Origin of the sequence: Nostoc sp. FACHB-152, assembly GCF_014697475.1 — a bacterium.
Classification (GTDB): Bacteria; Cyanobacteriota; Cyanobacteriia; order Cyanobacteriales; family Nostocaceae; genus Nostoc_B.
Genome location: NZ_JACJRV010000051.1, coordinates 39,321 through 50,048, shown reverse-complemented (window position 1 = coordinate 50,048; position 10,728 = coordinate 39,321). Strand labels below are relative to the sequence as shown.

6 protein-coding genes and 1 rRNA gene are annotated in these 10,728 nt (G+C 41.3%); 3 read left to right on the top strand and 4 right to left on the bottom strand.

The genetic code is table 11. From position 1 onward, the window contains the following. Positions 1 to 100, bottom strand: a 16S ribosomal RNA gene (locus H6G76_RS25045); the annotation flags it as partial. A 290-nt stretch (positions 101 to 390) separates the two neighbouring features. On the opposite strand from H6G76_RS25045, the gene nadC reads away from it, so the two are divergent. Further along, a complete protein-coding gene (nadC, locus tag H6G76_RS25040; RefSeq protein WP_190707128.1) occupies positions 391 to 1,257 on the top strand; it encodes a carboxylating nicotinate-nucleotide diphosphorylase in 867 nt (288 codons plus the stop codon). A gap of 22 nt (positions 1,258 to 1,279) precedes the next feature. On the opposite strand, the gene H6G76_RS25035 is transcribed toward nadC, so the two are convergent. The 3 genes from H6G76_RS25035 to H6G76_RS25025 all read right to left on the bottom strand — a co-directional run bounded on the left by H6G76_RS25035 (position 1,280) and on the right by H6G76_RS25025 (position 8,331). Further along, positions 1,280 to 2,827 carry an NAD(P)/FAD-dependent oxidoreductase gene (locus tag H6G76_RS25035; RefSeq protein ID WP_190707130.1) on the bottom strand — a complete coding sequence of 516 codons (1,548 nt, stop codon included), beginning with the start codon at positions 2,825 to 2,827 and terminating at the stop codon, positions 1,280 to 1,282. Between the two features lie 322 nt (positions 2,828 to 3,149). Beyond that, positions 3,150 to 3,656, bottom strand: a complete 507-nt coding sequence (locus H6G76_RS25030) for a hypothetical protein (protein WP_199337523.1) — start codon at positions 3,654 to 3,656, stop codon at positions 3,150 to 3,152. Positions 3,657 to 4,077: 421 nt separating this feature from the next. Beyond that, positions 4,078 to 8,331, bottom strand: coding sequence for a hypothetical protein (locus H6G76_RS25025; RefSeq protein ID WP_190707126.1), 4,254 nt, complete (start codon positions 8,329 to 8,331; stop codon positions 4,078 to 4,080). A gap of 877 nt (positions 8,332 to 9,208) precedes the next feature. Between H6G76_RS25025 and H6G76_RS25020 the strand changes: the two genes are divergently transcribed. Together H6G76_RS25020 and H6G76_RS25015 are read left to right on the top strand one after the other, a co-directional pair. Next, positions 9,209 to 9,910, top strand: a complete 702-nt coding sequence (locus tag H6G76_RS25020; protein WP_190707124.1) for a Crp/Fnr family transcriptional regulator — start codon at positions 9,209 to 9,211, stop codon at positions 9,908 to 9,910. An 11-nt stretch (positions 9,911 to 9,921) separates the two neighbouring features. Then, positions 9,922 to 10,683: a DUF2232 domain-containing protein gene (locus tag H6G76_RS25015; RefSeq protein WP_190707122.1), complete on the top strand. Its 762-nt coding sequence runs from the start codon at positions 9,922 to 9,924 to the stop codon at positions 10,681 to 10,683. Positions 10,684 to 10,728: the final 45 nt, after the last annotated feature.

Genomic DNA, 10,728 nt, shown 5'->3' with positions numbered 1-10,728 from the left:
TCACCCGTCCGCCACTAAATCCCTAAAGATTCCGTTCGACTTGCATGTGTTAAGCATACCGCCAGCGTTCATCCTGAGCCAGGATCAAACTCTCCGTTTTGATTCCTTTGGCTACGCTTTTTTAACCTTAGCCTGGTTCTTTTATTTACTTGACGCAGGCTTGTTTTATAATGGCTTTCAAACTATAATATTTTCTAGGTTCGGTTCCTGACCGCGCCGCTTTTTTGCGTCCGCTTCTCAGGCACTTATCTAATATAACGAAGCTCCACTGAAGTGTCAACACTTTTCCCATCTTTTTTTGACATCTTTGTTTTTGTCTTATGTAATCCTTGGTGAGTAAGGGTTATGGGCTATAGTATTTTCTGAAGTTACTGAAGAATATAGAAAGTCGTGAGCAATTTGGGTGTTTTGCCGCCTTGGTTAGTATTAGATCCTCTGTTACGTGGCTGGTTACTGGAGGATGTTGGTCGGGGCGATCGCACTACAAATAGTCTTTTAGCCGCAGATGTTACGCCAGGAACCGCTAAATGGATAGCCAAAGCACCAGGAATAATTGCTGGCTTACCAATTGCAGCACGAGTATTTCAACTTTTGAATGAAAACGTGAGCTTTGTAGCTACTGCTGATGAAGGATCATTCTGTGAACAAGGAGAAGTAGTGGCTGAAATGCATGGTTCATTAGATGCTTTGCTTATGGGAGAACGGGTTGCTCTCAACTTAGCTATGCGTTTGAGTGGGATTGCAACCTTAACTAATAAATATGTAAAAGAAATTGCTGATTTACCTACTCGGTTTGTGGATACGCGTAAAACTACGCCTGGGTTAAGATTACTGGAAAAGTACGCAACTGTTTTAGGCGGCGCGATTAATCACCGGATGGGTTTGGATGATGCGGTGATGATTAAAGACAATCATATTGCGGCGGCTGGTGGAATTGGAGAAGCTATTACTCGAATTCGCGCCAAAATCCCTTATCCTTTAACGATCGAAGTAGAGACGGAAAATTTAGAGCAAGTGAAAGAGGCTTTAGAATATAAAGCAGACATTATTATGTTGGATAATATGTCGCCAGAGCTAATGCGTGAGGCAGTGCAGTTAATTCGCCAGCAGGATAGTAGGGTAAAAATTGAAGCGTCAGGAAACGTGACATTAGAGACTATTCGTGCTGTGGCGGAGACAGGTGTTAACTATATATCTAGTAGTGCGCCAATTACTCAGTCTAAATGGTTGGATTTGAGTATGAAAATTTCAGGATAAAAGACAAACTGCTAGCACTGAATTAATTGTAGTAATCAGAGCCAGAACCATATTTCCAAGCATCTATTAAGCGATGCCAATAATATTGTTGTGAATTTGGTTGATTTTTAATCCAATTTTCTAACATTGGACTGAGATGAAATAAAGTTGTATAAGCAGCTAAATTACTGTAATGCACTGTCCAATCAAGTAAATTTAGTATACCAACTTGCGGAATTATTTTAGCAACTAATACTGGATGAGATAATCCCGTTTTGATAAGTGTTTTTGTTAATGCTGAAAACTGAACTATATCTTGCAAAAATGGCTTGAGTACTGGTTCACCTAACTGTTGCATTTGTGTAAATACCGCAGAAAGCAGTTGATTAATTTGCTCTGGGCTGATATTTTGATTTATACCTACACTCATCGCTTTTTGAAATAACCAAGTCACACTCAAACTTGGTTGATATGGTTGCAGTAATGATACAGCTTTCGCTGATAACTGATTGGTTTGTAATGCTTCTTCAACCCCAAAAGTTAAACGCTTCAGGTGTCGCAGCATTGCCCCAAAGCCACCAAAACTCAAGGGGGATTGATTGCCACTACTATCTCCCACTAGTAAAATCTTATTCCAATGTAGTTTTAGTGGGCTTTCGCGGTAACTAGGAAAGAAACCAAATAAGGCGCGTTGAAATTTTAATTGATGTAATTCAATACCTTGATATTTTGGGAGAAGACGCAGATACTCCTCAAATAAATCTTCTAAACTCAAACGTTGTGGATGTGCATCCATGTAGGTAAACAAATAAGTAGTTCTGCCATCTCTAGCGGGAAATGCTTCCCAAAAGTATTGGCATTGATTTTGCAATGATGTAAACGATAATAATAAATCACCGGAGTTATTGTCTGGGAAACCTTGGGCGCAACTTCCTACAACTAAACATAGGGCATTGGGTTTTTTGCCTTGACGTGCTTGTTTAGTAATAGGAGAAAGATGTCCCATTGCATCGATTAACAACCTAGCTTTGAATTGGTTATTTACTCTCACGCCATCAGGGTGAATTACTGCTTCATTAAAAGGTGTATTTTCTAATAACTGTCCACCAGAAGCCAGAAATTTTGTTTTTAAAATTTCTAGCAGATATACAGGATCAACACCAATATTCAGAACGTTCTCTACCCAAACTTCTGTACCTCCGCAAAAACTAACTCGTGCTGGGTTATATTGAGTTGCGATCGCTGTTTCTAATTCTTCCTCTGTCAGCAGGTTTAACTGTAAGAACACTACTAATTCTTGCCGTGAAATATTCCATTCTTGCTTTCTGCCTCGGAGGATTCCTCTTTCAATTAAGGCCACACGCCATCCCCGTATAGCTAAGGCACAACCAATTAAAATGCCTAAAGTCCCGCCACAGATGATTACATCCCAATCTACATCGCCTAAATTTTGTTGATTGTCTTTGACTACTGTTGGTGTTGGTGCAGTGTTCTCTCGAATCGATCTCAGAATGTCATCCGTGCGACGCAAACCTTGCAAAACATCACCAGGTAATTGGGAAAGAATTTTTTCTGTGAGCGAACTAGACATAAAAGTTGATTTCATCAGAGTTCCTAATTAAGATCGTATCCTTGCTGGCTTCCTAATTTCCAACTCTGGGTTACGAAATGTTAATATCTGACGACAAGCCGCTACTCTGCGGGTTCTGCGAAGCAGTACGCGTCTACTAACTTGTGTAAAAACTTACTGTTTGATCAATGAAGCAAGGGTCAGTTTTCAAAGACTGACACTAGTGGGTCATTTGGCATGGTCATAGCCATTTTTGCAAAATAGTTTTAGGAGTTCTAATATGTCGAATAATACAAGCTCCGGAACCGCCTAATCGATGTTGGTGCGATCGCCGACGAGTAAGTTAACGACGAGCGGATCGTTTACCTGCCCATGAAAATGGAGTTGGGTTTTGATTCCAAAAATGTACGACAGTTTCTAGCCAGTCAATAATTTGCCCAGAGGTTTTGGGATGTTGGCTATCGAGTGCGCGATGTTTAAGAATGCGTTGAATAGACTCTGCCATGTTAAGCCAACTGCCACCCAAAGGAGTATACAAGGGGAGAATACCTTGATGGCATAGCCAAACCACGAAATCAGGAGTCTTATGGCCAACCAAATTGTCACACACCAGTAGCATCCGCAAAGGTGGGAGTTCTTCAGGTAAGGTAAATTTAACTTTTAATCCTTGCCGCCAACTTGACCATAAAGCGTGGTTATCCTGAATAGATAAAACTGTTGCACTTTGTGGCAAAGACTGGATAATATCACTCAATTGTTGTTTGAGCCAAGCGTGTAAAACAGCATTAGGGCAAGTTTCAACACCTTGTTCAGTCAAGGGGCGTAGTGGATTTTTTGGACAACGTGACATATTTACATTGCCCTCCTTAGATTTAACAGTTCATATTTTTAATTTGCCATTAAATTTTTTCTATGGCTATGACCATGCCAAATGACCCACTAGATTCATCTCATCACAGATGCCTGCAACTATGCCGCAGTGGTCAATATCCTGTACTCTGATATCTAATGGTGATGCTGTCATGCTTCTAAAATGCAGCATTTAGGTCATTTTCAAAAATACAGCATTTATGAGCGCACCTGCGGAATCTGGGTTCAAAAGGTTGCAACCATAAGATATGCGAATACCATCATAGTGCGTTGCGCTGTGCGACAACACAACGCCAGTTCCAGTTGAGCCAGCGCGTTGCGGAGGTTACCTCCGTTGTAGCGACTGGCGCTTGTACCCGCCCACGCAACTGCCTCCCCTACATTTTATTTTTTAGGTTGAGCTACTTAGCAGAGGCTTGAACTTGAGCAAAATTAACTATGTATGGTTCTTCTAATGATTGCTGGGTACTGGCTTTGACTGCTTCTAAATAGCGGCGTAACACTAATAATTGTTGGCAATTGGGACGATAGGTAAGATTACCTTGCTTTTCAAAAAGGGGTGCGGATGCGATCGCCTGATAATCTAAATTATCATGTGAGTTTTGCGTTAACCATGCAGACTCAGGTAGTGAAGGGATCAAACCTGGCGGTAATTCACCTTCTAAGAACGCTAATAATCTTTGCTGGCAAATACTGGTATTAATTCCCCGTGCCTCGAATAATTGAAGAACTTCATTAAAAGATAAGGTACGTTCTGGTAATAGTCGTAGCAATTCAGTAAATAAGAAATAGTCTGTGTATTGTTGCCTTGATTCTTCTAAAATCTGGGAGTGCAGGGGTAACATCGCCAAGCCATAGGCAACTCGGCTGCAATTGGGTGCGCCATTTTCACCAAGATACGCGTCTTGAATAAGCTTGGCGTTGGGGAATTTTTGCCGTAGCCAATGGTGGACTACTCCTAAGGACGCAACTCCACCAGTTAAGACAGCTTGATTGATGGCTTCGGTGGGAATACCCCGCGCAACTAATAATTTGTTAAGTTCGCGGTTAAGCCGCCGCACAAAGGGGATGAATACTTGATTTTCTAAGTCTCGCCGTTGCAGTACCCACCTTTGGTCTGCTAAGGTCAGAGTAAAAGTTTCTTGATGTTGCAAAATTAACTTTAAAGCTAGGGCCGCTTCTAATAGAGCTTGTCCTAACAGGGAACTTTCAAGACGCTGCTGTAAACGAATACGCACGCCTAAATCCGCTTCTCCGGCTCTGGGTAAGTCTAAATTATCTAATTCCAAACTCTGCCACTGCATTTTGTCAACTTCGAGAAAGGTAGGTTGCCAATGCCACAGGTTACTGGTATTGCTTGAACTATCTTCTTGATTTGTTGTACGTGGTTGTCGGTATTTGGGCGGAATGAGTAATTGGCAGATAATATCTTGTTCAATACCTTTACTAGCGTAGGCAAAACTATGCAGCATGAAGTCATGGTGCGCTAATTGCAGGAGATTTTCGGGGATATCAACTAAGGCCATTTCGGTGGCGGTTGCCCCAATATTAATCACTAAAGTACTACCTAGTAAAGATTCGGTTGTTTTAACTGGTTGCAAGCCGTCGCGATCGCTCACTTGAATGATTTCGCCGTTACTTTGATCAAATAAACTAATTAAACTGGCGATCGCTTCTTCAATAAAAAATACTTGCTGGGGATGCTGAATAATTTTGCTTGTCAGCAAAGCTTCCCGGACATTAAAGCGATATTGTTCTGGCCAGCCTGAGGGGGAAGTGCAAATTACACCAGCGATTTTGTTAATAATTGTGTGGAACGCTGGCTGATCGATCCCAACTGCGGTAGCAACTAAACCTTGAGTTGTACTTTGCCGATCTGATTTTAAAGTTAAAAGTAATTTCGAGAGCGATCGCACTACCCAAATTAATGGCCCAGCTGAAAATTCATTAAATTGCAGCACCGGTTCCCACTTCTGTTGCTCACTCTTGTAGGGGATAGCAACCTGTAAATAAGGTTTTAACTGCGCGGAATATGGGCTAATTTTTTGTTGCGCAGCTTTTGCTTGAGTACTAGTAGCCGTAGGTAGATAAACTTCCGCAGGTAAGCGAAACGAATGTTGTTGAAAAGAAGTAGCTCCTGGTATATTTTCGGCTGACCAATATATTGGATAGACAACCGACTGAGAACGATTCAACAAAGCCGCAGAAATTCCTGTTGTACCTAAATCAATTCCTAAATACCAAACCGAATCATCCACATCGATAGGATTTTCTAATTGGTTTTCCGCACCGGAACCAGTAACTGTGACTTCCTTTTTTTTTTCGTTTGTGGGGCTAAAGTTTAAATCAACCTCAGTTTGTGGCAACGATATCGGTGCAACTGGTGGTACAGCCGGACGAGAAAAAGCTACATTTGGTGCGTTGTCGATTGTTTGAGGATTAGGAACAGCCACATTCTGGGCTTCCTGACTATCCTCTAAACTGTATAAATTAGGCTCAAGGGGCGGCTGGTAGTTGAGCAACTCATCAAAGTTGGCTAAATCTTGATTCAATTGCTGCAACTGTTCTTCATTAAAAGAAATCTCTGGTACATTTGCCGACTGAATTATTTCTGGGGATAGCAAATTCTCCTGGGGTAAAGCAGCGATATAAGTATCCGAGAAATGCTCGTGTGTCTCGGCTTTGATAGCTGCGTCCGGGCTGGGTTCATCGAGGGTGACTAATATTTCTGAAGGAGACAAGCCAGGCCATAATTGCTCTTCACTACTCACCTCAGCGAAAAGCTCAGTCAGGGAACTAATAGTATCTGTATGAGATGGCTGTAGTGAGATTTTATCTGTATCTGCACGAGAATAGCTGAGTGTAGTGGCTGGTAATGTAGACTCTTCCTCAAAAAACAATTCTTGTTGAAAATCTGATGATAAATCTGGGAATTGAGAGGATACAGTAGGTTGTTGTGGGTGAAGGTTACCAAGTTCCAATAAACCTGCATCTGACTGAGTAAAAATGTTATCTACTTGATTTCCAGGTTCAGTAGTAGGCAACTTCTCTGTCACCGAGTGTGGTTCATCTTCCGCATTTGGTGTGAATAGAGAACTTTCCTGAACTGTATTATCTGGCGGGACTACGTTTGATGTTTGGGTTTGGGCTACATCGCTGGGATCAACTGCAAATAAATCTGCTGTTTGTTCTTGTTCTTCTAAAAAAGGAGTGGAAGATTGGGTATCACTTGTATTTAATGTGAAAAAATCCTCTGTTTGTTCTGTGGGGGTAACATCAACGCTCGGTTCTGGAATAGGAGTAATAGTAAATAAACTGGCATAAAGTTGATCGACTTCATCAGTTAATTCGGAATCTTCGGGTAATTCTATAGGTGGCGGTAATGAGTCGAGCAAATTAGTAGAAGCTTTTTGAGAAGGAATCGCTACCTCAGAGCTAACTGATGGAGATTCCATAAAAAATGCTTCAGATGATGGTTGTTCTAAGTTTTGCCAGTTGCCAATACCTAATTCTAAATCGGCAAATTCTAGTTCAATGGCAGGCTCAGGTGTATTTTCAGGTTGAGGAGAATTGCCAGTCAGCTCTAAGAGCATCGCATCGAGATCATTTGCTGCCACATCCTCTGGTGGATTATTTACAGGTACAGGTTCTAACCCTAATTCTGGTAATTCTACTGATGAAGTGGCTATCTCAGGAGTTTTGTTAGCAGGTTTGATAGATTCTAGAGTAGTTGTATTGTCTTTAGTTGGGAATAGCGATCGCGGTGGTGTTTCTCTAGCAACCCCAACAGCCTCTGATTGAATAATAGAAGTTTGTTGCTGTAAATGCTGCGTCAAATTGTTGAGGAAGCTGACCATCAACTGTTCGCCTTGCAATCCCGTACTGTGCATTTTTGCCAGCGCTTGAGACAAAGATTCATGATAAGTATTAATGTTACGCTGTAGTGCCTCAAAGACAAAATTCAGCGTTCCATCTAGAGACAGCAAACGTTGATCCAGTTCCTTGGCAAACTGACTTAACCGTTCTACCTGGGCTGATGATTCTAATGAATATGGAATACTAGAGGGCGTGAGTTCTGGGCTACTGTAGTTAAATGTACTGGCAACAGGAGTATCCTGAGCAGCATTTTCTTTAATATGCGGCGCAACAGTAGGGACAAGACGACCCATCAGTACTTGCAAAAATTCCCCAATAATCTGTTCTTGATTAGCCAACTGCTGACTTATAGAGTAATTTTGCAGTCGCTTCTGCTCTAACAGCCTAATTTCCTGCATCAATGTAGAGCGTTCTTGTAATAGTGCTGTTAATTCTGCTTGTAGCGGTTGTATTAAGGTCGCCAATTCACTTTTGAGTTGGCTGCTAGTAACAGCGTTCTCTGTCGGTTCAGGTTGCTGCTGATCTGAAGGCGGATTAACTTGTTCAGCAAATTTCGTTAATAAAGGTGATGGTTGTATTTTTCCAGTTGGCTGGGAAATATTGCCCTGTGACTCCTCCGTTTCTTTTAACTTAACGAGGAAGTTGCGAACTCTTTCTAAAACCTCTTTTGCCTCTGGTGCTTGGGCAGACAGCAGCTTTGGCAGTCGCTTACCATTGTTAGTCAGTAAGTTATCAATGTCTGCAATCAGTTTTTGAATTTCATCAGCGCGGGAAGTCACTTTGAATTACCTTAGCTAGAACTGGATTTTAACTTGTGTGAGAAATTTTACGCTTATCAAAGTTATTAACCGGAGAAACTGCCCTTCAGATTCCTGGTGGCAATTTTATGATGACTAGGCATCGCGGTAATTAGCTTGGGTGCTAATTGAAGTACAAGGATACAAAAAATATTCCGTAGTTGTCAGCCAAAGTGGTTGACTAGGTACTTTGCCCCTCACCATACAGGCGATGTTACAGCCTCTGGGACTTGACTAGCAAAAACATAAAAAAATGCAACAAATCAGTCAGTAGGCTTATTCCGACTAGCATCAGTTACATATAAAACATATCCCAGGCAAATTCCCTCCACTTTACATCCACACGCGCCCATTAATCTAGCTAACGAGTGTGTTAATGGCAAGTAAGCGATGTAAATAGCGACTAATTTGTATTTTATGTTACTTTAGTAATGCCTCCAGCAACGTCTTCTCTTAACCGACGGAGACTGCACTAAGGGCGATCGCATCACACAAAATCACTAGCTCTAGTATTACAACGTAATACCTAAAATACACAGTTAAAGGAATATTTTGCTAACCAAGGCCATAGCTGAAAACTTGGCATTAGCAAAAATCAACTACTTTGAGTATCATTAATGTTGTTTGTCTATATTTTTAAGTAAAGTTTTTGGCAATAATACTAGTCTCTGCACAACTATTCCAGAGGCATTTAGGTAGTTATGGCATAAATTTTGCTTTATTTAAATAGAGACTGTGCTGACAAATGCTTATATTGTTATTTTATCTACTGAGCGGAAGTTTAGATTGTTTTGTTAGCTAAGGCTGAATATAGCAGGATTGTTGATTTTAGAAGTCGCAGTTTTAATAAAATTTTGTAATGGGAGACCGATATAGCTTGCAAGAACCTCATAATCCCTGGATCAAATCGACTCCCTTCTTTCAAGGGTTGCCTGACGCGGTTGTGGAACTGGCACTTACCCACCTTGTTACCCGTACCCACCCAGCGAATCAGGTAATTTTGTTAGAAAATGATTGGGGTGGTTCTGTCTATTTTATATTTGAAGGTTGGGTAAAAATTCGTACTTATAATTTAGAAGGTAAAGAAGTAACTCTCAATATTTTAGGTAAAGGCGAACTATTTGGTGAAATGGCAGCTTTAGATGAAGTGCCTCGCTCTACCGATGTGATTACCCTCACGGCTACGGTAATTGGAAGTATGCCATCTCAAGATTTTGTCAAGTTACTACAAACAGAACCCTTGGCAGGAGTCAGATTATCACAACTAATGGCTAGACGCTTGCGGCAAGTAAACCGGCGACTGCGGTTGCGAGAATCTGATAGTCAATCACGAGTAGCAGATACTTTGTTGTTTTTGGCAGAGGGACAGGGAAAAAAAGCGCAAACAGGAGAGACTGAAATTCCGAATTTACCTCACAGAGAACTGAGTAGTTTGAGTGGACTGGCGCGAGAAACAGTAACAAGAGTCTTAACTAAGTTAGAAAAGAAAGGGTTAATTAAGCGGGATCAAGACAGTATTTGCATTCCTGATGTGTTAGCTCTGGAAAAAATGATAGTTTAAAAATTTCTCAAATGAGTATTGTAAATTCTCTGCCCGAAGAGCCAGAGGAAAGCCCAACTTCTGAGTCCCCATCTTCCCAAAGTCAAGGGTGCGATCGCAATAATTCACAGGATTCTGGAAATTTCAGCAAGTTGCAACCTCCGCAATTGAAAGCCGGCGCACCTTTGAGGCTCGTAGAAACGGCATTTTTAGCCAGCACTGCTAGTTTAATTTGGTTTATTAATTTCTACTTCCCATTAGGGCCACTTTTGCGAATATTTTTCCCTGTACCGATCGCTCTAGTTTACCTGCGTTGGGGTCATCGCGCTGCATGGATGGCAGCAGTCACTTCTGGTTTGTTGTTATCGGTACTCATGGGGCCTGTTCGCAGTCTACTTTTTGTTATGCCTTATGCTTTTATGGGGGTACTCCTGGGAGCAACTTGGTATCGTCGTGTTCCTTGGATTGTGTCTATCACTTTGGCTAGTTTATTAGGGAGTTTGGGCTTCTTTTTCCGGATGTGGTTGCTGTCTATATTATCCGGTGAAGACTTATGGATTTATTTAATCAACCAAGTCACTGAAATTGCTGAGTGGATATTTTTACAGTTGGGATTACTAACCAGTCCGAGTGTATTTTGGATTCAAATCGGGGCTTTAGCCTTGGTTGTACTTAACAACTTTGTCTATCTGTTTGTCGTACACATAGCTGCATGGCTGTTATTAGATCGTTTAGGTAATCCGATTCCCCGTCCACCACAATGGGTACAAGTGCTGCTGGATTATGATGGGTAGTTATTTGTCATTTGTCATTTGTTGTTGATTCAATACATTTAACTA